Below are 25,078 nucleotides of genomic sequence, written 5' to 3' on the forward strand. Positions count from 1 at the left end.
GACTCTTTTCAGAACGAATGGAACGGCAGCCGGCTTTCGACCGGCTTGCCTCAAGGGAGGGGAAAATGAGCAAGGATCAGTTGAGCACAATGTCCTTCGATCGCCGCCGCGTGCTGCAGGGCATCGCCGGAGGCTTCGCCGCCGCAGGCAGCACGACGTTGTTCGCGCCGGCCGTGCGGGCGGCCAACAAGCCGATCAAGATCGGCTATGTCTCGCCGAAGAGCGGGCCGCTGGCGGCCTTCGCCGAGGCCGACGATTTCGTGCTGGGTGAATTCCGCAAGTTCATCAAGGATGGCGTCAAGGTTGGATCGCAGATCTATCCGGTCGAGGTGGTGACCAAGGACAGCCAGTCGAATCCGAACCGCGCCGCCGAAGTCGCCAAGGAGCTGATCACCCGCGACAATGTCGGCCTGATCGTGGTCGGCGCGACACCCGAAACCAACAATCCGGTGGCGACGCAATGCGAGCTCGAGCAGGTGCCGTGCATCTCCTCCGTGGCGCCGTGGCAGACCAATTTCATCGGCCGCCAGGCCAATCCCGGCGATCCCAAGAGCTGGAAGCCGTTCGACTACACTTTCCACTATTTCTGGGGTCTGGAGGACGTGATCGGCGTCTTCACCAGCATGTGGAGCCAGGTCGCGACCAACAAATCGGTCGGCGCGCTGTTCCCGAACGATGCCGACGGCAACGCCTGGGGCGACACCGCGATCGGCTTCCCGCCAGTGCTCGCCAAGCAGGGCTTCAAGCTGACCGATCCCGGCCGCTTCCAGAACCTCACCGACGATTTCTCCTCGCAGATCGCCGCGTTCCGTGGCGCCGATGCCGAGATCATCACCGGCGTGATCATCCCGCCCGACTTCACCACCTTCTGGAACCAGTCGCGGCAGAAGGGACTGAAGCCGAAGGTCGTCTCGGTCGCCAAGGCGCTGCTGTTTCCTGCTTCTGTGCAGGCGCTCGGCAAGGGCGGCAACAACATCTCGACCGAGGTGTGGTGGACGCCGACGCATCCCTACAAGTCGAGCCTCAGCGGCGTCAGCGCGGCCGATCTCGCCAAGGGCTATGAGCAGGCCTCCGGCAAGCAATGGACCCAGCCGATCGGCTTCGTGCATTCGCTGTTCGAGGTCGCGATCGACGCGATCAAGCGCTCCGGCGATCCGAGCGACGGCGCCGCGCTGGCAAAGGCGATCGGAGCCACAAAGTTGGACACCATCGTGGGCCAGGTCGCGTTCGGTTCCAGCGCGGTGCCGCCATTCGCGGCCAAGAACATCGCCAAGACGCCGCTGGTCGGCGGCCAATGGCGGCTCAATGGCGACAAATACGACATGGTGATCACCGACAACAGACTGGCGCCGCAAATCCCGCTCGGCGGCGACATGCAGGCGCTGAGCTAGCGAGCGCGTCGCAGGCAGATTGTCGATCGAGGATGCGAGGCACGGCCGCGCATCTTCTCCCAGCGAATCCATGCGGTGAGCAAACATGCTCGAACTCCATTCCGTCTCGAAGAGGTTCGGCGCCATCGTGGTTGCCGATGCCATCGACCTGACCCTTGCGTCCGGCGAGGCGCTCGGCGTGATCGGGCCGAACGGCGCCGGCAAGTCGACGCTGTTCAACCTGATCACCGGCCTGCTGCGGCCGGAGGCCGGCCGCATCGTCCTCGATGGCGCCGACATCACGCATCTCTCTCCGGAGGCGCGCTGTCGCACAGGCATCGGGCGCTCGTTCCAGATCCCGCAGCCGTTCGACCACCTCTCGGTGTTCGAGAATCTGGCCGTTGCCGCCCAGTTCGGCGGCGGTCTGTCGGAGGCCGATGCGGTCCAGCATTGCGGCCGCATGCTTGATCTGACCGGCCTCGAAGCCAAGGCCAACCGGCTCGCCGGCAGCCTGCCGCTGCTCGATCGCAAGCGGCTCGAGCTCGCGCGGGCGCTCGCCACCAGGCCGCGCACGCTGCTGCTCGACGAGATCGCAGGCGGGCTCACCGATGCCGAATGCCATGAGCTGGTCGAGACCATCAGAACCATTCATGCCGAGGGTGTCGCCATCATCTGGATCGAGCATGTGGTGCACGCGCTGCTCGCGGTGGTGCAGCGGCTGGTCGTGCTCAATTTCGGCAAGGTCGTTGCGCAAGGCGTGCCCGCCGAGGTGATGCGCTCGCGCGAGGTCGAGACCATCTACATGGGCGTGCCGGCATGACCGCGCTGCTCAATGTCTCCGCGCTCGATGCGTTCTACGGTGACTTCCAGGCGCTGTTCGGCATCGATTTCGAACTGAAGGAGGGCGAGGCGGTCGCGGTGATCGGCGCCAACGGCGCCGGCAAGTCGACCATGCTGAAGTCGCTGGCGGGACTCGTGAAGAACCGCCCCGATGCCATTCATCTCAAGGGACGCGCGATCGGCGATGCGTCTGCGGCCAGCATCGTGCGGCTCGGGCTTGCGCTGGTCCCGGAGGGCCGGCAGCTGTTTCCTTCGCTCAGCGTCGAGGAGAACCTCCTGATCGGCGCCTATGGCGGCGAGCGCACCGCACCGTGGGATCTTGCGGCGGTCTATCGGATATTCCCGGTGCTCAGGGAGCGCCGGCGCGGCGCCGTCACGGCGCTGTCCGGCGGCCAGCAGCAGATGGTGGCGATCGGCCGCGCGCTGATGTCGAACCCACAGGTCCTGCTGTGCGACGAGATCAGCCTCGGCCTCGCGCCGATCGTGGTGGAGGACATCTACCGGATGCTGCCGCAGATCCGCTCCGGCGGCACCGCGGTCGTGCTGGTCGAGCAGGACATCGCCCGCGCGTTGCGGGCGGCAGATCGCTTCTATTGCTTGCAGGAGGGGCGGGTGACCTTGAGCGGAAAGCCTGACGATGTGGATCAGGACACGATCCGCGCGGCCTATTTCGGAGCATGAGGGAGCGATGAGCGGACTAGACACCATCATCGAAGGCGTGCTGCTCGGCGGCGTCTATGCGCTGTTCGCGCTCGGCCTGTCGCTGATCTTCGGCATCATGCGCCTGGTTAATCTGGCGCACGGCGATCTGATCCTGCTTGCAGCCTATCTGGTGCTCAGCGCCACCACCGCGCTCGGCCTGCCGCTTGTAACCGCATCCCTGCTGGTCGTTGCCGCGATGTTCGTGCTCGGCTTCGTGCTGCAGCGGCTGGTCTTGGAGCGCGTGCTCGGCGACGACATCTTGCCGCCGCTGCTCGTCACCTTCGGCCTGTCGATCGTGATCCAGAACGGGCTGTTGCTCGGCTATGGCGCAGACAGCCGCCGCCTGCAGGCCGGCGCCTTCGAATCCTCGTCGGTGACGCTGGCCCCGGGTCTCAGCGTCGGCCTCGCGCCGCTGACGGCGCTGGTGACGGCGATCGCCGCCGTCGCGCTGCTTCAGCTGATCTTCTATCGCACCTGGCTCGGCCGTGCCTTCCGCGCCACCGCCGACAATCCCGCGATCGCGCAATTGATGGGCGTCAACGAGCGCAACGTCTATGCGATTGCGGTCGGGCTCTCGCTCGCGGTCTCGGTGATCGCCGCTGTCGTGTTCGGCATCCGTGCCAGTTTCGATCCGTCGATCGGGCCGGCGCGGCTGCTCTATGCGTTCGAGGCCGTGATCATCGGCGGCCTCGGCAGCCTGTGGGGCACGCTGGCGGGCGGTATCGTGCTCGGGCTGGCTCAGGCGATCGGGGGCCGGATCAATCCGGAATGGCAGATCCTGGCCGGCCATCTCACCTTCTTGGCCGTGCTGATGGTGCGGCCGCGCGGTCTCTTCCCGGCGAGGCGGACATGAGCGTCGGAAGCATCGACATGCCGGCAAGCCGGGAGCAGCACGCGGCCGATGTGCCGGTGTGGCAAATCCAGGTCGGCACGCGGCTGTCGCGCATCGCGGCCGTGGCCGGCATCGTGCTGGTCGCGGTGCTTGCCGTGTTGCCGGCGATCGCCTCGCGCAATTTGATCCAGGATCTGATCTTCGTCCTCACCATGCTGACATTGGCGCAGCTCTGGAACGTGCTGGCCGGGTGGGGCGGCCTAGTGTCGGTCGGCCAGCAGGCCTTTGTCGGGCTCGGTGCCTATGCGCTGTTCGCCGGCATCGTGATGGCCGGGCTCGATCCCGTGGCGGCGATCCCGCTGGCCGGGTTGTTCGCGGCGCTGATCGCCGCGATGCTCGGGCCCTTGCTGTTCCGGCTCGAGGGCCCATACTTTGCGATCGGCAGCTGGGTGGCCGCCGAGGCGCTGCGGCTGATCTGCGCCCAGTTCAAGTCGCTCGGCGGCGGCACCGGAATGTCGATCTCGCCGGGCGAACTGTCGCAGATGGTCGGGCTGAAGGCGGTGCAGGCGCTGCTCGGCCTGCGTCCGGCCGCCGCGCGCGACGTGCTGGTCTACTGGCTTGCGCTCTTGCTCTGCGTGCTGGTCACGCTCGGCATCTACGCTTTCATCCGCTCGCGCCATGGCCTCGCGCTGGCGGCCAGCCGCGACAATGCAGCGGCGGCGCGCAGCGTCGGCGTCCGCACCGCGCGGATCCGCCATATGCTATGGATCGCGGTCGCGTTCGCCAGCGGCATGGTCGGCGCCGTGGTCTATCTGCAGAAGGCGCGGATTTCGCCGGATGCCGCCTTCAGCGTCACCGACTGGACCGCATACGTGATCTTCATCGTCGTGATCGGTGGCGTGCGCACCATCGAGGGCCCGATGGTCGGCGTGCTGCTGCTGTGGGGGCTGGTCACCTGGCTAGCGCAGTACGGCAGCCTATATCTGGTCGTGCTCGGCACGCTCGCCATCCTGATCATGCTGTTCATGCCGCGGGGCGTGTGGGGCGCGGCGGCGCGGCGCTGGCAATTGCAGCTGTTTCCGACACAACGCTGGCTCGGCCGCAGCCGCTAGCGTATGGTGGGCTTAGATCGGATCTCGTTGGCTACGTGCTTGCTTCACCTCTCCCAAGGGAGAGGTGAACCTCCGCTGCCGATCCGATTCAAACTGATCTTATCGCGCCGTTGCGCTCAGAACATCGTGTTGTTGTTCGCCGGATTTTCTGGGATCGGCTGCACCACATCCCAATGCTCGACGATCTTGCCGTCCTCGAGCTTGAAGATGTCGATGATCGCGTTGCCGCGGGTGCCGGGCTCGCGCACGGCGTGGACGTGCAGGATCACGTAGTCGCCGTCGACGAACGAACGCTTGATCTCGCTGTGCGAGTTCGGAAACTTCTCGCGCAGGAAGCCGATGAACTTGCGGAAGCCGTCGGGGCCGTCGGCCGCGCCGGGATTGTGCTGCACATAGCGGTTGCCGACATAGGCGAGCGCAGCATCGGCGTCCTTCTGGTTCAGCCCTTTGTCGTAGAACGCCAGCACGGCTTTCCGGTTGGCTTCCTGCTGCGCCTCGCTGGTGGCCGCCATCGCGGAGGAAGACGCAAGCGCGAGGAAGAGAGCGGCGACGGCTGTCCGTGGCCGGAGAAGGGTCTTCATCTGGTAGCTCCCGAGGCTGAGCGATGGATAGCGCTCTCTACAGCGTCCGTGCCGTGCCCGGAAGAACGCACTCCCGGCTCACATGGTTACCCGCAGATACCGGCCCTATGCCGCCTTCGCCGCGGCGCCATGCGCGTGCTTGTCGATGGCGTCGATGATCTCTGGCCACATCGGGATCGGCAGCGCATGGCCCATGCCTTCGATCATCAGCAGCTTTGCGCCCGGGATCGAGACCGCGGTATCCTTGCCGCCTTCCGGATGCACCAGCGGATCGATGGTGCCGTGGATCACGAGCGTCGGCGCCTTGACGCTGCGCAGTCGCTCCTTGCGGCTGCCGGAGGCGAGGATGGCGCGGAGCTGGCGGCCGACGCCTTCCGGGTTGAGGCCGCGCTCGAAGGTGCGCCGCGCGCGTTCGGGATCGAGCGCCTCGTCTTCGGGGAAGGAGCCGTTGCGCAGCACCTTCCAGGTCTGGCCGTAGCGGACGAAATACTCTTCCTTGCTTTTCGGCGGCGGCGCCATCAGCACGGCGGTCGCCTCGCGGGTCGGGCCGGGGATCTTTGGATTGCCCGTGGTCGACATGATCGAGGTCAGCGACAGCACGCGCTCGGGAAAGGTGATCGCAACCTCCTGCGCGATCATGCCGCCCATTGAGGCGCCGACCAGATGCGCCTTGCGGATGCCGAGCGCGTCCATCAGCCCGATCGTGTCCCGTGCCATGTCGGCCAGTTTGTAGGGCGCCGCGACCGGGATCTTCAGGAAGCGCAGCTTGATGAGCTCGAGCGCGGTCAGCCGCTTGCCGCCGCTCAGTCGGGAGGATTTCCCGATATCCCTGTTGTCAAATCGGATCACGCGAAAACCGCGCGCGGCGAGCTGGCGGCAGAACTCGTCGTCCCAATGGATCATCTGGGCGCCGAGGCCCATGATCAGCAGCAGCGGCTCGGCATTCGCATCGCCGAAAACCTCGTAGCAGATGTCGATGTTGTTGGCGCGGGCGAGCTGCGGCGGCTGATGGGCGAGCGTGGTCACTGGCATCCCCTGCTGATGGCGCGGTCAGGAACCTCTATGCCATGGATTGACGCAGCGCAGAAGAGCCTCGACGTCGCTGGGCGCGCCGCGCAGTTGACCGATCAACGGCAACAGTGTCGTATGGCACGAACAAACCGAAGCGCGACAAGCGCTCGAACTTGCTGTGGAGGAGGGCCACATGGCCGACAAGGGCAACGACCCTGCCGTGATATGGCAGACGATGATTGGCGAGATGGAGAAGGGGTTCAACTCCTTCGGCAACCAGTTGATGAGCTCGCCTGAATTCTCGAAGGTGATGAACCAGGCCGGCGGCGTTGCGGCGGGCGCGCAGAAGCAACTCGGCGAGCTGATGGAGAAATATCTGCTGGCGATGAACCTGCCGAGCCGCGCCCAGCTGGTCGGCATGGCTGAGCGCCTGCAGTCGATGGAGAACCAGCTCAACGAGATCAAGACACTGCTGCAGCAGGTGCATCACAATTCGCTGGCGCCGGACGATGGATATGGCGCGACGCCGCGGCCGCCGCGCACGAAGCGCCCGCCATCGGAGGGAGACGGCAAATGAATGCGCCCACCCCGTTTGATTTCGCCTCGATCTCCGAGCGGGTCCAGTCCGAGGTGCAGCGCGCGATCCAGCGCAGCATCAAGGGCGTCGAGTATTTCTCGAGCTCGGGCCCCACGCTCGGCGAGACACCGAAGGACGTGCTGTATTCGCGCGGCACCATGAACCTCTATCACTACCGCCCGATGTCCGACGAAGTCTATCGCGTGCCGGTGCTGATCGTGATGGCGACCACCAACCGCGGCTACATCCTCGACCTGGTACCCGGGCAGAGCTTCATCGAATTCCTGCTCAAGCGCGGCTTCGACGTCTACATGCTGGACTGGACCGCGCCGAAGCCCGAGGAGAAGTCGCTGCGTATGGAGGACTACGTCCTCGACTTCATTCCGGAATCGATCCGTCGCGTGCAGCAGGATTCCGGCGAAAAGGACGTGTCGGTGATCGGCTATTGCTTCGGCGGCGTGCTGTCGCTGCTCTATGGCTCGATCTTCAACGACGGCCCGATGAAGAACCTGATCTGCTTCACGACGCCGATCGATTTCCGCGAGATGAAGCTGTTCTCGAACTTTGCCGACCGCCGCTATTTCGACGTCGACCGCCTGATCGACAGCACCGGCAACATGCCGCCCGAATTGATCCTGCAATCGTTCGACATGCTGCGGCCGGCCGCGCGCGTCGTTGGCCAGATCCAGCTCTGGGACAACATCTGGAACGACGAGTTCGTCAAATCGTACCGGATGTTCGACCGCTGGGCGACCGACACGCTGCCGCTGGCGGGCGAGTATTTCCGCGCCATCACCAAGGACTTGATGTGGGACAACAAGCTCTACAACGACACCATGACGGTCGGCGGCCGCCCGGCGAAGCTCGCTGACATCAAGGTGCCGATCCTGCACGCGGTCGCCGAGCACGACCACATCGTGCCGTACGATGCGGCAAAGCACCTCATCACCAAGATCGGCTCGGCGGACAAGGAGGAGGTGATGCTGAAAGGCGGTCACGTCTCGCTGGTCGCCGGCGCCAATGCAATCAAGCGGCTGTGGCCGAAACTGGACTCCTGGTTGGGCAAGAGATCGACATGACCGAACAACGTTCCTATCCGCGCCACGTCAAGACCGAGGCCGGCGACATCGAGTTCCGGCTGATGACGCGGGCCGACGAGGCCGCGGTGCTGGCCTTCGCGCAGAAGCTGCCGACGCATGACTTGCTGTTCCTGCCGCGCAACATCAGCCAGCCGAAGGTGCTGTCGGCCTGGATCAACGAGATCGAGCGCGGCGACATCACGAGCCTGCTCGCGATCAAGGATGGCAAGGTGGTCGGCTGCGGCACGCTGGTGCGCGATCCGCACTCCTGGTCGCCGCATGTCGGCGAGATCCGGATGGTGGTGTCACAAGATGTGCGCGGGCAGGGCGTCGGCCGGGCGTTGTCGCAGGAGACATTCGCGATTGCCCTCGGCGCCGGGCTGGAGAAGTTCTCGGTGCAGATGACGGTCGATCAGCGGGCGGCGATCACGCTGTTCGAAAGCCTCGGCTTCAAGGCGGAGGCCCTGCTGCGCGACCACGTCAGGGATGTCGAGGGCAAGACCCACGACATCGTCGTGCTCGGGCACAATGTGGCGCAGGTTCGGGCGCAAATGGAAGCATATGGGCTGCCGGACGCCGTTACAGGTAATTAGAGACCGTTTGACGCCGACCCTTTAGGCAGTCTGCCGGAAATTCGTGCCATTCACAGGTTTGTGATATCGCGCTGCAACATCGATGTTGCGATGCACCATGGGGTGTGTCATAACACCGTTGCCCCGGGCCAAAACGGACGGGGTGAGCCCATAGCTCAAACCTGAGGATGGAGAGACCCCAATGACCACCGAAACCAATTCCGTGCTGAACAGCGTCAAGGAAGCCTTCGCGCCCGTCACCGAGGCGTTCACCAAGCTCCAGAACCTGGAAGTTCCGGAGGCCGCCCGTGAGTTCGTGAAGAAGCAGGCCGAGGCCGCCAAGACCCGCGCCGCCGACGCGTATGCCGGCTCCGAGAAGGTGACCAACGTAATCGAGACCGCCGTTGCCGGTTCGGTGACCGAAGCCGCCAAGATCAGCCGCAACATTCAGCAGGCGCTCTACCAGGACGCCGAGGCGTTCTTCGCCGGCATCGACCAGCTCGCGTCCGCCAAGTCGCTGAGCGAAGCTGCCCAGATCCAGTCGGACCTGGTCCGCGCGCGTGGCGAACTGTTCGTCTCGCGGGCGAAGGCCACGTCGGAGTATCTCGGCAAGCTCGTCACCGACGGTGCGAAGTCCGCGCAGGACAACTTCGCCAAGGTCTACGGCAAGACCGCCTGATCGCGCTCGCGCTGACCAACTGCCCTTTTTGAAGGCCCGCCATTTTGCGGGCCTTCTTTTTTGCCGCACAGTCGTCATCCTGATGTGAAGCTAGTCCTCATCCACAGGTGTCGTCGCTCGGCTCGACCGGGCGACCCAGTACGCCGAGGCCTATCCGCTCAAGCACCACCGTCTCTGGAATACTGGATCACCCGCCTGCGCCTGCGCGGGTGATGACACTGAGCAAGCTGAGGGGTGCGAGTGGACGCAAACTAGCATACATTCGAAAGTCCTCATGATCCTTCCCGCCACCCTCGTCGCAATGCCCGTCGATGCCGAACGCGCGGCCGAGCTGCGGCGCGTGAAGTGGCTCGCGACCGGCGTGCTGGCGACAACCCTCGTCATCTTCATTGCATCGAAGGCGCTGCTGCCGCTGCATCCCGCTTTCGGCTTCGTCGCAGCTTTTGCCGAGGCCGCGACCATCGGCGGGCTTGCCGACTGGTATGCCGTCGTCGCGCTGTTCAAGCGACCGCTGGGCCTGCCGATCCCGCACACCGCGATCATCCAGAGCAATCAGGAACGCATCGCCGAGAAGCTCGGCGAGTTCATCGAGAACAATTTCCTGGAAGCCGGCCCGGTCGAGGCCAAGCTGCGCGAGATCGATTTCGGCACGTTCATCGCCGACTGGCTGCGCGACCGCAAACGTTCGGAGGATCTCGCCCGCTTCGTGCTGCGGATGCTGCCCGAAGCATTCGCGGCGACCGAGAACTCGGGCTTGATGCAGTTCATCAGCCGCCGCGTCACGACGCAGATCCTCTCAGTCGATCTCGCGCCGCTTGCCGCCGGCGCGCTGCGCGGCTTCGTGCAGGAGGGCAAGCATGAGGGGCTGCTCGACGACCTCTTGCGCGCGCTGCACCAGACGCTGACGCAGCAGGAGACGATGACGGTGATCCGCGACAAGGTCCGCGCGGAGATGCCGACGCTGCTCAAGCTCTATCGCGCCGACAAGTTCGTGGTGAACCGGATCATCGCCTCGGCCACGAAATTCTTCGAGGAGGTGCGCAACGATCCGCAGCATCCGTTCCGCGGCGAATTCGATCGCATGCTGCTGTCGTTCGTCGATCGGCTCGGCAGCGACAAGGCGTTCGCCGACCGCATCGACGGCCTCAAGCGCGACCTGCTGGCGCGGCCGGAGCTCGCCAATCTCGGGCGCACCATCTGGGCCAACGTCAGGGACTTCATCGCGCGCAGCGCCTCGGGCGAGTCGCAGGTGCTGCAGCATCAGTTGGCAAGGATGTTCGTCGAAGCCGGCGATGCGCTCGACGGCGATGCCGAGCTGCGCGGCGAGATCAACCAGGGCCTCGTCGCAATCCTGCGCACGGTGGTCGCCGAGCAGAAGAGCGGCGTCTCGACGTTCATCGCCGATCAGATGAAGAGCTGGGACATGGAGCAATTGATCTCACTGATCGAGGTCAATGTCGGCAAGGACCTGCAATACATCCGCTTCAACGGCTCGCTGATCGGCGGGCTTGCCGGGCTCGCGCTTTACAGCCTGGAATACGTGTTGCGGCTGCTGTGACCGATTGGGCACGGACGTCACAATAGTTGTGGCAAGTGTGATCTGGCCCGCTTGCACGAAAGTGATCGGTTCCCTAGCTTTTCAAGGTTGATTGTTGCGTTGCGGAACGATTCCGCCGGGTTTGCGTCGATCCTGTTGACCCATCCCTGCAGGCCTTTGCCTGATGATCCCATTGCCGACCGCCACGACGGCGTCGGAAGAGGAGTTGAAATGTCCGTTGCTGCGCAGACGCTACGCCCGCCGTCCAGGACGCTGATGTTTCTGGAAGGCCGCGCCATCCACGAGCTTGGTGCCTTTCTTGGTGCCTTGCCGCTGTTGAGCCTCGCGCCGCGCGGCGACGGGCATCCGGTGCTGGTGCTGCCAGGACTGATCGCTTCCGACATGTCGACCCGGCCGCTGCGCGATTTCCTCAAGAGCAAAGGCTACGCCGTCAGCGGCTGGCGCCAGGGCCGCAATCTCGGGCTGCGCTCCGGCGTGCAGGACGGCATGGTCGATCTGCTGCAGGAGATGAATGAGACCAGCGGCCGCAAGGTCTCGCTGATCGGCTGGAGCCTCGGCGGCCTCTATGCGCGCCAGCTTGCCAAGATGATGCCGGATCGCGTGCGCCAGGTGATCACGCTCGGCAGCCCGTTTGCCGCCGGTCCGAAGTCGACCAATGCCTGGCGCGTCTACGAGATGGCCAGCGGCCGCCGCGCCGACGAGGAGGATTCCCGTTTCGGCGGCTCGCTCGCCAGTGCGCCGCCGGTGCCGACCACTGCGATTTTCAGCCGCACTGACGGCGTCTGCGCCTGGCAAGGCTGCCGCGAGCAGAACTCGTCGATGACCGACAGCATCGAGGTCGAGAGCAGCCATTGCGGCATGGGCCATCACCCGGCCGTGGTCTACGCCGTTGCCGATCGCCTCGCGCAGAAGGACGGCGAGTGGGCCCCGTTCGATCGCAGCGGCTGGCGCAGCCTCGTCTATCCGGATCCCAATCGCTAGATCTTGCGAGGGCCCTCTCTTCACCTCGCCCCGCGTGCGGGGAGAGGTCGGATCGCATCGCAGATGCGATCCGGGTGAGGGGGAGTCTCCGCGCGAGTCGTCTCTCACCGTTATTTCGGAGGCAGCCCCTCACCCCAACCCTCTCCCCGCAAGAGCGGGGCGAGGGAGCAGACCGTGACCCCGCATTGTCGTTCCTCGACAAAACGCGTTATGCGTTGGGCATGCCGCAGCCGCTTGCCCGCATCGTCGACCAGCTGAAGCGCGAACCGTCGCGCACCGGCTCGATCATCATCACCGTGTTCGGCGATTCCATCGTGCCGCGCGGCGGCGCGGTGTGGCTCGGCACGCTGCTCGAATTCTTCAAGTCGCTCGACGTCGACGGCAATGTGGTGCGCACAGCGATGTCGCGGCTCGCCGCCGACGGCTGGCTCGAGCGCAGCAAGGTCGGCCGCAACAGTTTCTATCGCCTCAACGCCAGGGGCCGGCAGACTTTCGATACCGCAACCCGGCACATCTACGATCCGCCGCCGTCGGACTGGACCGGCCGCTTCGAGCTGTTGTTGATCGGCAATGCCGAGGACCGCGACGCGGCGCGCGAGGCGCTGAAGAATGCCGGCTTCGGCAGCCCGCTGCCCGGCGTGTGGGTGGCGCCGTCGGGCGTGCCGATCCCGGATGAAGCGGCGCGCGCGATCCGTCTCGAAGTCTCCGCGGAGGATGACAGCGGGCGCCGGCTGCTCAGCGAAAGCTGGCCGCTCGATCGCACCGCGGACGCTTATCTGAAGTTCATGAAGACGTTCGAGCCGCTGCATGGCTGGATCGCGCGCGGCGAGACGCTCAGCGACGCCGACGCCTTCACCGCGCGCATCCTGCTGATCCATCACTACCGCCGCGTCGTGCTGCGTGATCCGCTGTTGCCGGCACCATTGCTGCCGAAGGATTGGCCGGGCAGGGCAGCGCGCAAACTCTGCGGCGAGATCTATCGCGGGCTGCTTCCTGCGTCGGAACAATGGCTTGACGAGCATGCAACCAACGAGGACGGGCCGCTGCCGAAGCCCAACGGGGCCGTGGCGCGGCGTTTCGAGGGCATCTGAACATATTACAGAAATATCTTGCATTCTGAAATTTGTGTTATATATTTCCGCCTAACAACACACCGGGAGGTCGGCCATGTACACGCAGGCGCTCAACTCATCCGACGGCGACGATCGCGGCGTCGAGGATGTTGCCCGTGCCGCTCAGTTCCAGGCCCGCATCGATGCCGACGAGCGCATCGAGCCGAACGACTGGATGCCCGCGGCCTACCGCAAGACGCTGACCCGGCAGATTTCCCAACACGCCCACTCCGAAATCGTCGGCATGCTCCCTGAGGGCAACTGGATCACCCGCGCACCGTCGCTGCGCCGCAAGGCTGCGCTGCTCGCCAAGGTGCAGGACGAATGCGGCCACGGGCTCTATCTCTACGCCGCCGCTGAGACGCTCGGCACCTCGCGCGAAGAGCTGGTCGACGCGATGCTCGCGGGCAATGCGAAGTATTCCTCGATCTTCAATTATCCGACCCTGACCTGGGCCGACATCGGCACCATCGGCTGGCTGGTCGACGGTGCTGCGATCATGAACCAGATCCCGCTGTGCCGCTGCTCCTACGGCCCCTATGCGCGCGCGATGATCCGCGTCTGCAAGGAAGAGTCGTTCCACCAGCGCCAGGGTTTCGAGATCATGGTGACGTTGTGCCGCGGCACCGCCGAGCAGAAGGCGATGGCGCAGAACGCGCTCGATCGCTGGTGGTGGCCGGTGCTGATGATGTTCGGCCCGCCGGACCAGGTCAGCCAGCACAGCGACACCTCGACCAAGTGGAAGATCAAGCGCTTCTCCAACGACGAGCTGCGCCAGAAATTCATCGACGCCACCGTACCGCAGGCCGAATTCCTCGGGCTCACGATTCCAGATCCCGGCATGAAGCAGAACGAGAACGGCAATTGGGTGCACAGCCCGATCGACTGGGACGAGTTCAAGCAGGTGCTGGCCGGCAACGGCCCCTGCAACCGCGAGCGTCTCGCCGCGCGCCGCAAGGCGCATGAGGAGGGCGCCTGGGTGCGCGAGGCCGCGGCGGCCTATGCCGAGAAGCGCAAGCGCCGCCAGCTCGCGCAAGCCGCTGAATAAGGGAGCCCGAGATGGCCACGCCGAACGTTCCGCTCTGGGAAGTCTTCATCCGCAGCCGCAACGGCCTCGCGCACAAGCATGTTGGCTCGCTGCACGCGGCGGACTCGACGCTCGCCCTGCAGGCCGCGCGCGACATCTACACCCGCCGCGGCGAGGGGTTGTCGATCTGGGTGGTGCCCTCGAACGCGATCACCGCGTCCGATCCCACAGAGAAGGGCATGATGTTCGAGCCGGCGGAATCCAAGATCTACCGCCACCCGACGTTCTACGACGTTCCCGACGAAGTCGGGCATATGTGAATTTCACCCGTCATGGTGAGGAGGCGCGGTACGCGCCGTCTCGAACCGTGACACTCCGATCGTAACCGCGGCCATCCTTCGAGACGCCTGCTGCGCAGGCTCCTCAGGATGACGTCGAGCAAGTGGATGCAGGTGGATTAGAGCATGGCAACCGCCAATATCGAAGTCTCCGAAACACCCCTGGTGCTCTATGCGCTGCGCCGCGCCGATGATGCGCTGATCCTCGGCCATCGGCTGTCCGAATGGTGCGGCCATGCGCCGGCGATGGAAGAGGATATGGCGCTCGCCAATATGGGTCTCGACCTGCTCGGCCAGGCTCGCGAGCTCTACACCTATGCCGCCAAGGTCGAAGGCCGCGGCAACGACGAGGACAAGTTCGCCTATCTGCGCGACGTCAGGCAGTACCGCAACCTGCTGCTGGTCGAGCAGCCGAACGGCGACTTTGCCCGCACCATGGTGCGGCAGTTCTTCTACGCGGCATTCGCCGATCTCTACTGGCGCGCGATGATGGCCTCCACCGATCCGACACTCGCCGCGATCGCGGCGAAGTCGGAGAAGGAGAGCGCCTATCATGTCAGGCATTCGTCGGAATGGATCGTCCGGCTCGGCGACGGCACCGAAGAGAGCCATCGCCGCGCGCAGAATGCGATCGACGACCTCTGGGCCTATACCGGCGAGATGTTCGCGGTCGACGACGGCGAGCGCGGCCTGATCGACGCCGGCATCGCGATCGACCCGGCGGCGCTGAAGCCGCGCTGGCTGAAGACCGTGACCGGCATCGTCAACGAGGCGACGCTGGCACTGCCGAACAGCGACTGGATGCAGCAGGGCGGCCGCGTCGGCAGCCACAGCGAGCATCTCGGCCATCTGCTCAGCGAATTGCAGTCGATGCAGCGCACCTTCCCGGGGGCGACATGGTGACGGTTGCGCTCAGCGATGCCGATTTGCGCCGGCGCGCCTGGAGCGCGGCCGCGCAGGTGGTTGACCCCGAAATCCCGGTGTTGACGATCGCCGATCTCGGCGTGCTGCGCGATGTCGCGGTCCATGACGGCCATGTCGAGGTCGCGATCACGCCGACCTATTCCGGCTGTCCCGCGATGAACATGATCGCGCTCGAGATCGAGCTCGCGCTGGAGCGCGAAGGCATCCATCGGCCGAAGGTCCGCACCGTGCTGTCACCGGCCTGGACCACCGACTGGATGAGCGAGGACGGCCGCCGCAAGTTGAAAGAATACGGCATCGCGCCGCCGCAGCCCGGCTCCTCGCGCCGTGCGCTGTTCGGCGAGCAGCAGGTCGCGTGCCCGCAATGCGGCTCTGGCGATACCGAACTGCTGTCCGAATTCGGCTCGACCTCCTGCAAGGCGCTGTGGCGTTGCAAGAGCTGCCGTGAACCCTTCGATTACTTCAAGTGTCATTGACCATGTCGACACCACGCTTCCACCGTCTGTCCGTCAGCGATCTGCGCCGCGAGGCCTCGGACGCCATCTCGATGACCTTTGCGATCCCCGACGATCTGCAAGGCGACTACCGTTTCACGCCCGGCCAGTATCTGACCTTGCGCACCACGATGGACGGCGAGGAAGTCCGCCGTTCCTACTCGATCTGCTCCGGCCCCGACGACGGCGAGCTGCGCATCGCGGTGAAGAAGGTCGACGGCGGCGCGTTCTCGAACTGGGCGGCCGACGAGTTGAAGGCCGGCGATGAGCTCGACGTGATGACGCCGACCGGGCGTTTTGGTGTTGCCCATGCACCTGGCGAGGCGCGGACCTATGTCGGCTTCGCCGCCGGCAGCGGCATCACGCCGATCCTCTCCATCATCAAGGGCGTGCTGGCGCGAGAGCCGGACAGCCGCTTCTTCCTGTTCTACGGCAATCGTTCGACCGAAGGCGTCATGTTCCGCGAGGCGCTGGAGGAGCTGAAGGACCGCTTCATGCAGCGGCTCTCGGTGTTCCACGTCATCTCCGGCGAGGAGCAGGACATCCCGATCCTGCATGGCCGGCTCGACGGCGACAAGGTGCGGGTGCTGCTGCGCTCGCTGGTGCCGGCCGCAACCGTCGATCATGTCTTCGTCTGCGGTCCGGCCGCGATGAGCGAAACCATCGAGACGACCTGTCGCGAGATCGGCATCGCCGACGAGCGCATCCATGTCGAACGCTTCGTCTCGGAATTCGGCGGCAAGCCGCGTCCGAAGGTCGTCGTTCCCGCCGGCGCGCCGCCGAAGGCGATCGCCGGGCTGATCATCGACGGCAAGCGCCGCGAGGTGCCGGTGGCCGACGGCGAGTCGATCCTCGACGCCGCGCTGCGCGCCGGCATGGACCTGCCGTTCGCCTGCAAGGGCGGCATGTGCTCGACCTGCCGCGCCAAGCTGGTCGAGGGCGAGGCGCCGATGGATTTGAACTATTCGCTGGAGCCGTGGGAGCTGAAGGCGGGGTTCATCCTCACCTGCCAGGCCAAGCCGTGTTCGGACAAGGTCGTGGTCGACTACGACCACGTCTAATTCTACGGGCGCGTTGACACCCAAGGTGTTGCGCCCAACACTGACACCAAGAGGCCCGTCGCAACGGGCCCGCGCACAGGGAGTTCGATGTGAACGTGAAGGCCACGCTATCACCCGAGGATGTCGCCCGCGCCTGCGCGGATGCGATGTGGAAGGAAGACGACGCCAGCAAGGGCCTCGGCATGGAGCTGGTCGAGATCAAGCCGGGGCAAGCTACGATGGCGATGACGGTGCAGCCGCACATGGTCAACGGCCAGCGTATCTGCCATGGCGGCTACATCTTCACGCTCGCCGATTCAGCCTTCGCCTTTGCCTGCAACAGCCGCAACGATCGCGCGGTGGCGGCGCAGGGCAACGTCACCTTCATCCGGCCGGGCAAGCTCGGCGATCGCCTGGTGGCGACCGCGCGTGAGGTCTCGCGCAGCGGCCGCTCGGGAATCTACGACGTGCGCGTCACTGCCGGCGGCAGCGTGATCGCCGAGTTCCGCGGACATTCGCGCGTGATCCAGGGCACCTGGCTGCCGGACACGGACATCAAGGCATAAGGTTTCGGGGGAAACGTCGATGGCGGCAAAGCTCAGGGTTGCGGATAGCGGTTATCACGCCGAGCTCGATGCGGCCGAACGCGCCTCGCGCGACGAGATCACGGCGTTGCAGACCAGGCGGCTCGCCTGGTCGCTCAAGCACGCCTATGACAATGTCGCGCACTACAAGAAAAGCTTCGAGGCCGCGGGCGTGCACCCCACGGACTTCAAGCAGCTGTCCGATCTCGCCAAATTTCCATTCACGGTGAAGACCGACCTGCGCGATAATTACCCCTTCAACATGTTCGCGGTACCGCGCGAGCAGCTGGTGCGGGTCCATGCCTCCTCGGGCACGACGGGCAAGCCGATCGTGGTCGGCTACACCAAGGCTGATATCGACACATGGGCCGATGTGATGGCGCGCTCGATCCGCGCCGCCGGCGGCCGCAGCGGCATGCTGATGCACAATGCCTATGGCTACGGCCTGTTCACCGGCGGTCTCGGCGCGCATTACGGCGCCGAGCGGCTCGGCTGCACCGTGATCCCGATCTCCGGCGGCATGACCGAGCGGCAGGTGCAGCTGATCAACGATTTCAAGCCCGACATCATCACGGTGACGCCGAGCTACATGCTGGCGATCCTCGACGAGTTCAAGCGCCAGGGCCTCGACCCGCGCAAATCGTCGCTGAGGTTCGGCATCTTCGGCGCCGAGCCCTGGACCAACGCGATGCGTGTCGAGATCGAGCAGGCCTTCGACATGGACGCGTCAGACATCTATGGCCTGTCGGAAGTGATCGGCCCGGGCGTCGCGCAGGAATGCGTGGAGACCAAGGACGGCCTGCACATCTGGGAGGATCACTTCTATCCGGAGGTGATCGATCCCCTGACAGGCAAGGTGCTGCCCGACGGCGAAAAGGGCGAACTGGTGTTCACCTCGCTGACCAAGGAAGGGTTTCCGATCATCCGCTACCGCACCCGCGATTTGACGCGGCTGTTGCCCGGCACGGCGCGGCCCGGCATGCGGCGGATGGAGAAGGTCACCGGCCGCTCCGACGACATGATCATCCTGCGCGGCGTCAACGTGTTCCCGACCCAGATTGAAGAAGTTCTGCTGGCGACCGATTGGTGCGGCGGCCATTTCGTCATCGAGCTGACCCGCGAGGGCCGCATGGACGAGATGACGGTGCTCGCCGAAGCCCGGCCCGAGAGCTGGGACGGCGAGGGGCTCACCGCGCATGCCGAGAAGGTATCTGCCTTCATCAAGAACACGATCGGCATTTCCACCCGCGTCCGCGTCGTCGCGCCCGAGACGTTGGAGCGTTCGCTCGGCAAGGCGAAACGGGTTTACGACAAGCGGCCTAAAGAATAGCCTCTCGCCCGCAATCCAGGAGGGCGCGGGATTTCCATGGCCGATACCAGTGAGACAACCGCTGCGGAGATCGTGGCCCATATAAGCAGCGGCAAGGTGACCGCAGTCAGCGTCGTCGAGGCGGCGCTCGATCGCGCGGAGCGGCTCAAGCATCTCAACGCCTTCATCGTGCTGAACCGCGACGGCGCACTGGCCGCGGCGCGCGAGGTCGATGCGGGGAAGCGCACCGGCGTGCTGGCCGGGCTTCCGATCGTCGTGAAGGACAACATCAACACGTCGAACCTGCCGACGTCGGGCGGCACACCGGCGCTGCAACATGCGCGGCCGGCGCGCAACGCACCGTCGCTGCAAAAGCTGCTCGACGCCGGCGCCGTCGTCATCGGCAAGACCAATCTGCACGAGCTCGCCTTCGGCATCACCAGCACCAATCTCGCACCCTTCGCCGGACCGGTGCGCAATCCCTACGACACCAACCGGATCCCGGGCGGCTCGTCGGGCGGAACGTCGGCGGCGATCGCTGCGCGGATCACGACCTGCGGCCTCGGATCGGACACCGGCGGTTCGACCCGCGTGCCCGCGGCGCTGACCGGGACCGTGGGTCTCCGGCCGTCGGTCGGCAATGGCGGCGCCGAGCGGCGCTACCACGACGACAACCAGGTGGTTCCGATCAGCCATACCCGCGACACCGTCGGCCCGATGGGCCGCACCGTCGCCGATGTCGCGCTGCTCGATGCCGTGATCACGGGCGCGCCGCAGGCCGCAGCCATTCCATTGCGTGGCGTGCGTCTCGGCGTTCCCGCCTGTTTCTGGAGCGGGCTCGATCGCGATGTCGAAGCCGTCGCCCGTGCAGCCTGCACGCGGCTCACCGCCAATGGCGCGGTGCTGGTCGACGTCGATATGCCCGGCCTGTTCGAGCAGAACGACAAGGTGTCCTTCGTCGTCGCGCTGCACGAGCCGATCGCCGATATCCCGGCTTGGCTCGCCGCCTCCGGGATCGAGGGGATCGCGCTGTCCGACATCGCGGCCGCCGTCGCCAGTCCCGATGTCGTCGGTGCCTTCGGTGCGATCACGGCGGACGCCTTCGGCGCTGCCTATGACGATGCGATCAAGGCGCAGCGGCCGGCGCTGCAGGCGATCTTTGCCGCGTATCTCGGGAACAACAAACTAGATGCCATCCTGTTTCCGACCACGATCGCGCCCGCGCCGCTCATCGACGAAAAGGCCGGATCCGGCGAGATGTCGGTCAATGGCGGCGAGCCGGTGCCGACCTTCGGCACCATGATCCGCAACACCGATCCCGGCAGCAATGCCGGGCTTCCCGGGTTGTCACTCTACGCCGGCATGACGCCCGGCGGCCTGCCGGTCGGGCTCGAGCTCGATGGTCCGGTCGGCAGCGATACAAGACTGCTCGGGCTTGGCCTGTCGATCGAGGCGATCCTCGGCACGGCGCCGCCGCCGAGGCTCTGAACCGTCGGTCTCAACAAGCCCCTTGAATTGATCGGTCAGTCGATTAGTCATGACGAGAGGCCACCCGGCCGCCGCCATCCGCGCGCGTTTGCAGCGTGCTTCATGACCAAGACTGGACTGCTCATGCCGCCGGCCCCGCAAGCAAACCGTCATCCCATCGATGCCCGCTGCGTCCGCCTGCTGACGAAGGCGGAGAACGCGGCGGCGGTGGCGCCGGTGGTGGAGACCCATGCACTTTCGCGCGGCGACAACGACGTCCTGATCGAGGTGAAGGCGGCGGCGGTCAATCCGTCGGACGTCAAGGCCGCGACCGGGCTGATGCCCTATGCCGTCTTCCCGCGCACCTCCGGCCGCGATTACGCCGGCGTCGTGATCGACGGACCGCCGGGCTTGATCGGGCGCGAGGTGTTCGGCTCGTCCGGCGACCTCGGCATCCGCCGCGACGGTACCCACGCCACGCATCTGGTGGTCGAGGCCGATGCCGCGGTGGACAAGCCCGCCGGCATTTCCTGGGACGAAGCCGCCGGGATCGGCGTGCCCTTTGTCACCGCGATGGAAGGCCTGCGCCGCGCCGGTCTGCCGAAGCCGGGCGAGACCGTGCTGGTGATGGGCGTCAACGGCAAGGTTGGCCAGGCCGCGGTGCAGATCGCGAGCTGGCGCGGCGCGCGCGTGATCGGCGTGGTGCGCAGGAGCGAGCCCTATGAGGGCCATAGCAATGCGCCGGTCGAGGTGATCGATGCCTCTGCCATTGATGTCGCGGCGCAAGTGCGCGAGTTGACCGGCGGCAAGGGCGCCGACATCGTCTACAACACGGTCGGCGATCCCTATTTCCAGGCCGCGCACCAATCGCTGGCGCTGCGCGGCCGCCAGATCCTGATCGCGGCGGTCGACCGCATCGTGCAGTTCAACATCCTCGAATTCTACCGCGGCCAGCATACCTATGTCGGCATCGACACGCTCGCATTCTCGTCGGTCGCGACCGGCGAGGTGCTGCGCGAGCTCGCGCCCGGATTTGCCAGCGGACATCTCAAGCCGTTTCCGATCAAGCCAAGTGCGATCTATCCGCTGGAACAGGCCAAGGCGGCGTTCGTTGCCGTGGCCGGCTCGTCGCGCGACCGCGTGATCCTGCGGCCATGATGACGGGATAAACTGAAGCATGATGAGATTAGGTTTGATCTGGAGCGGCGGCGGAAGTTCACCTCTCCCTTGGGAGAGGTCGGCGCGTAGCGCCGGGTGAGGGGTTACGCTCTCTCGTTGGAGCAGCGGCCCCTCACCCGATTTGCTGCGCAAATCGACCTCTCCCCAATGGGGAGAGGTAAACCCAGCCTGCGGACCCGTTTCAACCCAAACTCATCCCGGTCTAGGATCAAGAGAACAGTATGGACCCCGCAACGATCGTCATCCTCGCCGCCCTGATCATCGGCCTGATCTATGGCTCGGTCGGGCTCGTCAGCGGCTTCTGCATGATGAGCGGGCTGCGCGGCTGGTGGGCCGAGGGCGACGGCCGGCTGGTGCGCACTTACGCGCTGGCGATGGGGATTGCGATCGCGGCCTCGCAACTGCTCGCGGCGGCGGGCCTCGTCGATCTCGGCAAGTCGATCTATCTGCAGCCCTCGTTCTCGGCGCCGGTCATCTTCCTCGGCGGGCTCTTGTTCGGCTACGGCATGGTGCTGTCGAACGGCTGCGGCTCGCGGGCCTTGGTTCTGCTCGGACGCGGCAATCTCCGTTCCTTCGTGGTCGTGATCGTGCTCGGCATCGTCGCCGAGATGACGCTGAAGGGCCTGATCGCGCCTGCGCGCATCGCGATGGTGCAGGCGTCGCAGGCCACGGTCTCAGCCAACTCGGTGCCGGCGCTGCTGGCAGGCAGCGGCCTCGGCGCGGTGCCGGCGCGAATGGTCGCGGCCGCGGTGCTGTCGGCCATCCTGATCATCTTCGCCTTTGCCCATGTCCCGTTCCGCAAGTCGCCGGGCCAGATCGCGGCCGGCCTGATCGTGGGCCTGCTGGTGGCGGGGGGCTGGTACGCGACCGGCTATCTCGGCGCCGATGATTTCAATCCGGTGCCGGTGACGTCGCTGACCTTCATCGCGCCGATCGCCGACGCGCTGCAATACGTCATGCTGTCGACCGGCTCGACGCTCAATTTCGGCATCGTCACCGTGTTCGGCGTGTTCGCCGGCAGCCTGGTCACGGCGCTCGCCACCGGGCGTTTCAAGCTCGAAGGCTACCGCTCGCCGCAGCACATGCTGCGCTCGGCAGGTGGTGCCGTGCTAATGGGCGCGGGGGGCGTGATGGCGTTCGGCTGCTCGGTCGGGCAGGGGCTGACCGGCCTGTCGACGCTGTCGCTGTCGTCGTTCATCGCCATCGCCGGCATCATGCTCGGCACCGCCGCCGGCCTGCGCGGCGCGCTGCGGGTCAGGCCGCTTGCAACGGCCTGAGGCTGAAAGAGCGATGATCTCCGCGCAAACGCGTTCTGCGTTTGTCGCGAGGGAAAACTGCTTCGACTTTTCCGGATCATGCTTTGGAGCATGATGAGATTAGGGCGTATACGTATAAATCTCAATCGGGTACCCGCGTGCGGGATTGTGAGATTCCGGATTGCCGTCAAAAAGCTGACATTGAAGATGCCCGAGTGAATGTCCGCTAAGGGCCCAATACGCGACGTTACTAAGATGCCGGTTGCGCCGCCGGCAGTTTCCAACTTCCCTCAAGTATCTCTTTGCGTGGCCTGTATAGCCGCATCGTGAAATTCCAACCCTCGACGATCTGCAGACAGTTCGGCGTATCCTTGCCGCAGCCGCCGAACTGGATGGTGTAGACCCCGGCTCCATCCGCCTTGGTGGTCAGGTTGTTGAGAGAATATGCGCCGAATTCGTTCTTCTCGAAGAAGCCTTGGCCGTTGTAGACGCTAATGGACCAGAAGCCGTCCACCGGAACATCCTTGAGCGTCAGGCGATAGACCGTCTTGCCGTCGTTCTTCGGCGGGAAGACGCTTTGGTAGTCGGCGGCATAGCGCGGGTTGCCGCCCCAGCCGATGGCTGTGCCGATCAGATGGTCAATCGGATCGACCTCATCCTTCCGTCCGAAACGGTCGACCGTCCCGCCGAGCGACCCCAAGCTCTCGAGCGCGGCCCTGGCCTTGGTCTGCGACGTCAGGTCCCAATTCGGCACCTCGAACTTGCCGGCGCTTGCCTGCCGCACCTCGATTGCGTCCTGCATAGCATTCGCGGCCTTCACGTCCTGCGGGTCCTCGGGATTGGCCAACGTGCGGACGATGACGTAGACGTAGCGAGTACCGACCTTGTTCTTGTCGTAGGTGAAGGTGCCGGGGCCGTACACCACCTCGGTCGTGTAGTGATCCTGCGAGATCACCTGCATCGACATGAAACGCTTGCCGGCGTCCGGCAGCTTGATCGTGAGCGGGGCCGCATCGAGATCGAACACGCCATGCGAGTACAGGGTGTCGCGGTTCATCCGGACCACGTCCTGCTTGTCGATCGAGGCCATTTCGCGCCGGTGCGTGAGCTTGCCGAACGAAGCGTCGTCGACCGCGGCCTTCCGGAAGTAGAGGTCGCTCTCCGCGCGGACGAAGTTGTGGGCGTTGACCGCGGTGGGTTTGGCATCCTGAGCGATTGCCGCAGATGCGGACATCAGCATAAGGGCAAATACCAGACGGGCCGCCGATTTCATCGCCATAACTCCCTACTTCGCGGCTGCCTTGGGGGCGCCCAGCTCCTCGTCGACCTCGTCCTCGAACGCGCGCTTCTTCCCTGCGACAAAGCGCCTGTAGCCCTCCGGGTCGATCCAGGCCTTCACGCCCTCGGTCTCCGCCCGCTTCCGCTTGCCTTCGAGGTCGTAATACTCGTTGTGCTGAGCGAGCCATATGTCCGGCTTGATCATCTCGAGCGCGTGGTGGGTGTTGCGGTAGTCGTCCTCGATGCCGGGGTACGAAGGGTCCTTCGCCACGCGGTAGCCGGGGTTGAACCCGGCGCCGTCGGGGAAGGCCACGATATAGGCCTTGCCGTCGACGACCAGGTTGGCGATCCAGGTGGTCGCTCCCCGCGTGTGGCCCGGCGTGTGATAGGCAGTAAGCAGGACGTCGCCCATCCTGATCTGGTCGCCATCGCGCAGCACCCGATCGACCTTCACGCCTTCGTAGGCGAAGTCGTTCGCGTACTTGAAATCGTCCTTGTCGCCGCTCTCCATCGCCGCGACATCGTCCTTCATGACGGCCAACTGCGCCCCCGTCAGCTTCTTCATGAAGGCGAAGGCGCCCGCATGATCGATGTGTGCGTGGCCGTTGATCATCAACTTGATATCTTCGGGCTTGAATCCGAGCTTCCGGATCGAGTCCACGATCATCGGACCGGAGGACGGCATTCCAGTGTTCATCAGGACGTGGCCCTCGGATGTGGTGAACAGGAAAACCCCCAACCCCTTTGTGCCCACGAAGTAGATCGGCCCGACGATCCTGACGGGTTCGGCCGGCTCTTCCCACTTCAGCACCTTTTTTGCCAAAGAGATGAAGAGATTATTGTCGTTCGCAAGTTGCTCCTTCGTTGGCAGATTACTAGGAGGAAGCGTTTGTGCCATTGCATGCGCTGGTGCGAGAACGGCAGTAGCGATCAGAATTGCACCAATTCGAATTGGCGAAGCCATTTTCAACTCCACGGAATTGGTCATCTAGTTGGTTAAGCATAAGCTGAAAAATAGCCAATGGAAGGTGCTGTGGAAACTGTAGCGGTAGAAACCCGCTGATCGTTTGTCGGCTCAGGGGCCACAAGCGGCGGTCGAGGGAAGCAGGACCCCGCGTCCGATCCACCCGCATAGCCGACATCGCAATAGCCTCAGCCTTGTTCGGCCTGGAGTAG

At 65.0% G+C, this 25,078-nt stretch carries 26 protein-coding genes; 22 read left to right on the forward strand and 4 right to left on the reverse strand.

Annotated features, from left to right (window positions below):
* Positions 1–89 precede the first annotated feature (89 nt).
* The 5 genes from JQ507_09205 to JQ507_09225 all read left to right on the forward strand — a co-directional run bounded on the left by JQ507_09205 (position 90) and on the right by JQ507_09225 (position 4,856).
* Positions 90–1,391 carry an ABC transporter substrate-binding protein gene (locus tag JQ507_09205; GenBank protein ID QRI73265.1) on the forward strand — a complete coding sequence of 434 codons (1,302 nt, stop codon included), beginning with the start codon at positions 90–92 and terminating at the stop codon, positions 1,389–1,391.
* An 85-nt stretch (positions 1,392–1,476) separates the two neighbouring features.
* Entirely contained in the window at positions 1,477–2,190 is a 714-nt protein-coding gene (locus tag JQ507_09210) for an ABC transporter ATP-binding protein (GenBank protein QRI71629.1), read from the forward strand.
* Positions 2,187–2,891, forward strand: coding sequence for an ABC transporter ATP-binding protein (locus tag JQ507_09215; protein QRI71630.1), 705 nt, complete (start codon positions 2,187–2,189; stop codon positions 2,889–2,891). The genes JQ507_09210 and JQ507_09215 overlap by 4 nt, the downstream gene beginning before the upstream one ends.
* 7 nt (positions 2,892–2,898) lie before the next feature.
* Positions 2,899–3,765 (forward strand): branched-chain amino acid ABC transporter permease, encoded by an 867-nt coding sequence (locus JQ507_09220; GenBank protein QRI71631.1) that lies wholly within the window; start codon positions 2,899–2,901, stop codon positions 3,763–3,765.
* A gap of 17 nt (positions 3,766–3,782) precedes the next feature.
* Positions 3,783–4,856 carry a branched-chain amino acid ABC transporter permease gene (locus JQ507_09225; GenBank protein QRI73266.1) on the forward strand — a complete coding sequence of 358 codons (1,074 nt, stop codon included), beginning with the start codon at positions 3,783–3,785 and terminating at the stop codon, positions 4,854–4,856.
* A 116-nt stretch (positions 4,857–4,972) separates the two neighbouring features.
* On the opposite strand, the gene JQ507_09230 is transcribed toward JQ507_09225, so the two are convergent.
* Together JQ507_09230 and JQ507_09235 are read right to left on the reverse strand one after the other, a co-directional pair.
* Positions 4,973–5,437 (reverse strand): nuclear transport factor 2 family protein, encoded by a 465-nt coding sequence (locus tag JQ507_09230; GenBank protein QRI71632.1) that lies wholly within the window; start codon positions 5,435–5,437, stop codon positions 4,973–4,975.
* A 105-nt stretch (positions 5,438–5,542) separates the two neighbouring features.
* Positions 5,543–6,469, reverse strand: a complete 927-nt coding sequence (locus tag JQ507_09235; GenBank protein QRI71633.1) for an alpha/beta hydrolase — start codon at positions 6,467–6,469, stop codon at positions 5,543–5,545.
* 172 nt (positions 6,470–6,641) lie between these two features.
* Here JQ507_09235 and JQ507_09240 point away from each other — a divergent pair, with 172 nt between their 5' ends.
* The 17 genes from JQ507_09240 (at position 6,642) to JQ507_09320 (ending at position 22,645) form a co-directional block, all read left to right on the forward strand.
* Complete coding sequence (locus tag JQ507_09240) at positions 6,642–7,025, forward strand: hypothetical protein (GenBank protein QRI71634.1); 384 nt, start codon at positions 6,642–6,644, stop codon at positions 7,023–7,025.
* Positions 7,022–8,104: an alpha/beta fold hydrolase gene (locus JQ507_09245; GenBank protein QRI71635.1), complete on the forward strand. Its 1,083-nt coding sequence runs from the start codon at positions 7,022–7,024 to the stop codon at positions 8,102–8,104. The genes JQ507_09240 and JQ507_09245 overlap by 4 nt, the downstream gene beginning before the upstream one ends.
* Positions 8,101–8,697, forward strand: a complete 597-nt coding sequence (locus JQ507_09250) for a GNAT family N-acetyltransferase (GenBank protein QRI71636.1) — start codon at positions 8,101–8,103, stop codon at positions 8,695–8,697. Before JQ507_09245 ends, JQ507_09250 begins: the two co-directional genes overlap by 4 nt.
* A gap of 181 nt (positions 8,698–8,878) precedes the next feature.
* Positions 8,879–9,355 (forward strand): phasin, encoded by a 477-nt coding sequence (locus JQ507_09255; protein QRI71637.1) that lies wholly within the window; start codon positions 8,879–8,881, stop codon positions 9,353–9,355.
* Positions 9,356–9,629: 274 nt separating this feature from the next.
* Positions 9,630–10,913, forward strand: a complete 1,284-nt coding sequence (locus JQ507_09260; GenBank protein QRI71638.1) for a DUF445 family protein — start codon at positions 9,630–9,632, stop codon at positions 10,911–10,913.
* A gap of 210 nt (positions 10,914–11,123) precedes the next feature.
* Positions 11,124–11,894, forward strand: coding sequence for an alpha/beta hydrolase (locus tag JQ507_09265; GenBank protein ID QRI71639.1), 771 nt, complete (start codon positions 11,124–11,126; stop codon positions 11,892–11,894).
* 221 nt (positions 11,895–12,115) lie between these two features.
* A complete protein-coding gene (gene paaX, locus JQ507_09270) occupies positions 12,116–12,985 on the forward strand; it encodes a phenylacetic acid degradation operon negative regulatory protein PaaX (GenBank protein QRI71640.1) in 870 nt (289 codons plus the stop codon).
* Between the two features lie 76 nt (positions 12,986–13,061).
* A complete protein-coding gene (paaA, locus tag JQ507_09275) occupies positions 13,062–14,054 on the forward strand; it encodes a 1,2-phenylacetyl-CoA epoxidase subunit A (protein ID QRI71641.1) in 993 nt (330 codons plus the stop codon).
* An 11-nt stretch (positions 14,055–14,065) separates the two neighbouring features.
* Complete coding sequence (paaB, locus tag JQ507_09280; protein QRI71642.1) at positions 14,066–14,353, forward strand: 1,2-phenylacetyl-CoA epoxidase subunit B; 288 nt, start codon at positions 14,066–14,068, stop codon at positions 14,351–14,353.
* 144 nt (positions 14,354–14,497) lie between these two features.
* The gene (gene paaC / locus JQ507_09285) at positions 14,498–15,274 is read left to right on the forward strand and encodes a phenylacetate-CoA oxygenase subunit PaaC (GenBank protein QRI71643.1); all 777 of its coding nucleotides are present in this window, start codon (positions 14,498–14,500) and stop codon (positions 15,272–15,274) included.
* The gene (gene paaJ, locus JQ507_09290) at positions 15,268–15,771 is read left to right on the forward strand and encodes a phenylacetate-CoA oxygenase subunit PaaJ (GenBank protein QRI71644.1); all 504 of its coding nucleotides are present in this window, start codon (positions 15,268–15,270) and stop codon (positions 15,769–15,771) included. The genes paaC and paaJ overlap by 7 nt, the downstream gene beginning before the upstream one ends.
* A 2-nt stretch (positions 15,772–15,773) precedes the next feature.
* Positions 15,774–16,850 (forward strand): phenylacetate-CoA oxygenase/reductase subunit PaaK, encoded by a 1,077-nt coding sequence (paaK, locus tag JQ507_09295; GenBank protein ID QRI71645.1) that lies wholly within the window; start codon positions 15,774–15,776, stop codon positions 16,848–16,850.
* A gap of 89 nt (positions 16,851–16,939) precedes the next feature.
* Positions 16,940–17,395, forward strand: a complete 456-nt coding sequence (gene paaI, locus JQ507_09300; protein QRI71646.1) for a hydroxyphenylacetyl-CoA thioesterase PaaI — start codon at positions 16,940–16,942, stop codon at positions 17,393–17,395.
* 19 nt (positions 17,396–17,414) lie between these two features.
* Positions 17,415–18,743, forward strand: coding sequence for a phenylacetate--CoA ligase (gene paaF / locus JQ507_09305; protein ID QRI71647.1), 1,329 nt, complete (start codon positions 17,415–17,417; stop codon positions 18,741–18,743).
* 36 nt (positions 18,744–18,779) lie between these two features.
* Positions 18,780–20,210: an indoleacetamide hydrolase gene (gene iaaH / locus JQ507_09310; protein ID QRI71648.1), complete on the forward strand. Its 1,431-nt coding sequence runs from the start codon at positions 18,780–18,782 to the stop codon at positions 20,208–20,210.
* A gap of 123 nt (positions 20,211–20,333) precedes the next feature.
* Positions 20,334–21,347: a zinc-binding alcohol dehydrogenase family protein gene (locus JQ507_09315; protein ID QRI73267.1), complete on the forward strand. Its 1,014-nt coding sequence runs from the start codon at positions 20,334–20,336 to the stop codon at positions 21,345–21,347.
* 242 nt (positions 21,348–21,589) lie between these two features.
* Positions 21,590–22,645: a YeeE/YedE family protein gene (locus tag JQ507_09320; GenBank protein QRI71649.1), complete on the forward strand. Its 1,056-nt coding sequence runs from the start codon at positions 21,590–21,592 to the stop codon at positions 22,643–22,645.
* A 229-nt stretch (positions 22,646–22,874) separates the two neighbouring features.
* Here the strand turns inward: JQ507_09320 and JQ507_09325 are convergent, their stop codons facing one another.
* A complete protein-coding gene (locus tag JQ507_09325) occupies positions 22,875–23,897 on the reverse strand; it encodes a DUF1254 domain-containing protein (GenBank protein QRI71650.1) in 1,023 nt (340 codons plus the stop codon).
* A gap of 12 nt (positions 23,898–23,909) precedes the next feature.
* A complete protein-coding gene (bla, locus tag JQ507_09330) occupies positions 23,910–24,866 on the reverse strand; it encodes a subclass B3 metallo-beta-lactamase (protein QRI71651.1) in 957 nt (318 codons plus the stop codon).
* Positions 24,867–25,078: the final 212 nt, after the last annotated feature.

The sequence above is a fragment of the Bradyrhizobium sp. PSBB068 genome (assembly GCA_016839165.1).
In the GTDB taxonomy this organism is placed as follows: domain Bacteria; phylum Pseudomonadota; class Alphaproteobacteria; order Rhizobiales; family Xanthobacteraceae; genus Bradyrhizobium.

What these genes read in the sequence shown, in the direction of transcription:
- JQ507_09205 (QRI73265.1), top strand. Translation starts at nt 90, where the DNA reads ATGTCCTTCGATCGCCGCCGCGTGCTGCAGGGCATCGCCGGAGGCTTC.
- JQ507_09210 (QRI71629.1), top strand. Translation starts at nt 1,477, where the DNA reads ATGCTCGAACTCCATTCCGTCTCGAAGAGGTTCGGCGCCATCGTGGTT.
- JQ507_09215 (QRI71630.1), top strand. Translation starts at nt 2,187, where the DNA reads ATGACCGCGCTGCTCAATGTCTCCGCGCTCGATGCGTTCTACGGTGAC.
- JQ507_09220 (QRI71631.1), top strand. Translation starts at nt 2,899, where the DNA reads ATGAGCGGACTAGACACCATCATCGAAGGCGTGCTGCTCGGCGGCGTC.
- JQ507_09225 (QRI73266.1), top strand. Translation starts at nt 3,783, where the DNA reads ATGCCGGCAAGCCGGGAGCAGCACGCGGCCGATGTGCCGGTGTGGCAA.
- JQ507_09230 (QRI71632.1), bottom strand. Translation starts at nt 5,437, where the DNA reads ATGAAGACCCTTCTCCGGCCACGGACAGCCGTCGCCGCTCTCTTCCTC.
- JQ507_09235 (QRI71633.1), bottom strand. Translation starts at nt 6,469, where the DNA reads ATGCCAGTGACCACGCTCGCCCATCAGCCGCCGCAGCTCGCCCGCGCC.
- JQ507_09240 (QRI71634.1), top strand. Translation starts at nt 6,642, where the DNA reads ATGGCCGACAAGGGCAACGACCCTGCCGTGATATGGCAGACGATGATT.
- JQ507_09245 (QRI71635.1), top strand. Translation starts at nt 7,022, where the DNA reads ATGAATGCGCCCACCCCGTTTGATTTCGCCTCGATCTCCGAGCGGGTC.
- JQ507_09250 (QRI71636.1), top strand. Translation starts at nt 8,101, where the DNA reads ATGACCGAACAACGTTCCTATCCGCGCCACGTCAAGACCGAGGCCGGC.
- JQ507_09255 (QRI71637.1), top strand. Translation starts at nt 8,879, where the DNA reads ATGACCACCGAAACCAATTCCGTGCTGAACAGCGTCAAGGAAGCCTTC.
- JQ507_09260 (QRI71638.1), top strand. Translation starts at nt 9,630, where the DNA reads ATGATCCTTCCCGCCACCCTCGTCGCAATGCCCGTCGATGCCGAACGC.
- JQ507_09265 (QRI71639.1), top strand. Translation starts at nt 11,124, where the DNA reads ATGTCCGTTGCTGCGCAGACGCTACGCCCGCCGTCCAGGACGCTGATG.
- paaX (QRI71640.1), top strand. Translation starts at nt 12,116, where the DNA reads ATGCCGCAGCCGCTTGCCCGCATCGTCGACCAGCTGAAGCGCGAACCG.
- paaA (QRI71641.1), top strand. Translation starts at nt 13,062, where the DNA reads ATGTACACGCAGGCGCTCAACTCATCCGACGGCGACGATCGCGGCGTC.
- paaB (QRI71642.1), top strand. Translation starts at nt 14,066, where the DNA reads ATGGCCACGCCGAACGTTCCGCTCTGGGAAGTCTTCATCCGCAGCCGC.
- paaC (QRI71643.1), top strand. Translation starts at nt 14,498, where the DNA reads ATGGCAACCGCCAATATCGAAGTCTCCGAAACACCCCTGGTGCTCTAT.
- paaJ (QRI71644.1), top strand. Translation starts at nt 15,268, where the DNA reads ATGGTGACGGTTGCGCTCAGCGATGCCGATTTGCGCCGGCGCGCCTGG.
- paaK (QRI71645.1), top strand. Translation starts at nt 15,774, where the DNA reads ATGTCGACACCACGCTTCCACCGTCTGTCCGTCAGCGATCTGCGCCGC.
- paaF (QRI71647.1), top strand. Translation starts at nt 17,415, where the DNA reads ATGGCGGCAAAGCTCAGGGTTGCGGATAGCGGTTATCACGCCGAGCTC.
- iaaH (QRI71648.1), top strand. Translation starts at nt 18,780, where the DNA reads ATGGCCGATACCAGTGAGACAACCGCTGCGGAGATCGTGGCCCATATA.
- JQ507_09315 (QRI73267.1), top strand. Translation starts at nt 20,334, where the DNA reads ATGCCGCCGGCCCCGCAAGCAAACCGTCATCCCATCGATGCCCGCTGC.
- JQ507_09320 (QRI71649.1), top strand. Translation starts at nt 21,590, where the DNA reads ATGGACCCCGCAACGATCGTCATCCTCGCCGCCCTGATCATCGGCCTG.
- JQ507_09325 (QRI71650.1), bottom strand. Translation starts at nt 23,897, where the DNA reads ATGAAATCGGCGGCCCGTCTGGTATTTGCCCTTATGCTGATGTCCGCA.
- bla (QRI71651.1), bottom strand. Translation starts at nt 24,866, where the DNA reads ATGGCTTCGCCAATTCGAATTGGTGCAATTCTGATCGCTACTGCCGTT.